The organism is Streptomyces murinus (assembly GCF_002154555.1).
Taxonomy (GTDB): domain Bacteria; phylum Actinomycetota; class Actinomycetes; order Streptomycetales; family Streptomycetaceae; genus Streptomyces; species Streptomyces murinus.
The window spans coordinates 1-1,065 of record NZ_MUNF01000395.1; the positions used below are offsets into that span (position 1 = coordinate 1).

Consider the following 1,065-nt stretch of genomic DNA (forward strand, 5'->3'; position numbering starts at 1 on the left):
TCACCGGCCTGCTGGTCGGCGCGGACGGCGCCTGGTCACGCGTGCGCCCCCTGCTCACCGCGGCCGAACCCGCGTACACCGGCAGGTCGGTCGTGGAGACCTACCTGTACGACGCCGCCACCCGGCACCCGGCCACCGCGAAGGCGGTCGGCGCCGGTTCGATGATCGCGTTCGCACCGGACCGGGAGATCTTCGCCCACCGGGAGCGCGACGACATCCTGCACGCCTACGTGGGCCTGTCCGCGCCGCAGGACTGGTTCGCCGCCGTCGACCTCACCGACCCCGCCGCGGCGGCCGCGCGGATCGCGGCCCGGTTCGCCGGCTGGGCGCCGGAACTCACCGCGCTGATCACCGCCACCGACACCGCACCGGCCCTGCGCCCCCTTTACGCCCTGCCGGCCAGGACCCGCTGGGACCGCGTCCCCGGCGTGACCCTCCTGGGCGACGCCGCGCATCTCGCCGCGCCCAACGGCGAGGGCGCCAACCTGGCCATGCTCGACGGCGCCGAACTCGGCCGTGCGCTGGCCGCCCGCCCCGGCGAGATGGAGGCCGCGCTCGCCGCGTACGAGCGGGCCATGTTCGAACGCGCCCTGGAATTCGCCGAGATCCCCGGCACCGACCCCGGCGAGAGCACGGTCCATGACCTGGTCGCCGCGTTCACCCGCCAGGAACAGCCCTGACCGCGCCCGCTCGCGCCCGCCTACGGCCGGTACGCGGCCGGCCGTACGCCCTCCACGGCAGGGCCCGGCAGGCCCGGCAGGCCCGGTGGGTGAGCGCGGGGCGGGGAGGCCCCGGTGGGCCTTTCAGGGGCGGACGCCGGGGGCCGTGTCCCGGGATCTCGGCGAATTCCAGGGCGCGTTCGAACATGGCCCGCTCGTACGCGGCGAGCGCGGCCTCCATCTCGCCGGGGCGGGCGGCCAGCGCACGGCCGAGTTCGGCGCCGTCGAGCATGGCCAGGTTGGCGCCCTCGCCGTTGGGCGCGGCGAGATGCGCCGCCGCGCCCACGAGCGTCACGCCGGTGACGCGGTCCCAGCGGGTCCTGGCCGGCAGGGCGTAAAGGGGGCG

1 protein-coding gene and 1 pseudogene are annotated in these 1,065 nt (G+C 76.9%); one reads left to right on the forward strand and one right to left on the reverse strand.

What is annotated here, in order from left to right; translation table 11 throughout:
• Window positions 1-680: FAD-dependent monooxygenase (locus CCN72_RS23565; RefSeq protein WP_208638073.1), on the forward strand; the 680-nt coding region annotated here is incomplete at its 5' end.
• Here CCN72_RS23565 and CCN72_RS40750 read toward each other — a convergent pair.
• A pseudogene (locus tag CCN72_RS40750) lies at window positions 658-1,065 on the reverse strand (hypothetical protein); the annotation flags it as partial. The gene CCN72_RS23565 and the pseudogene CCN72_RS40750 sit on opposite strands and share 23 nt — an antisense overlap.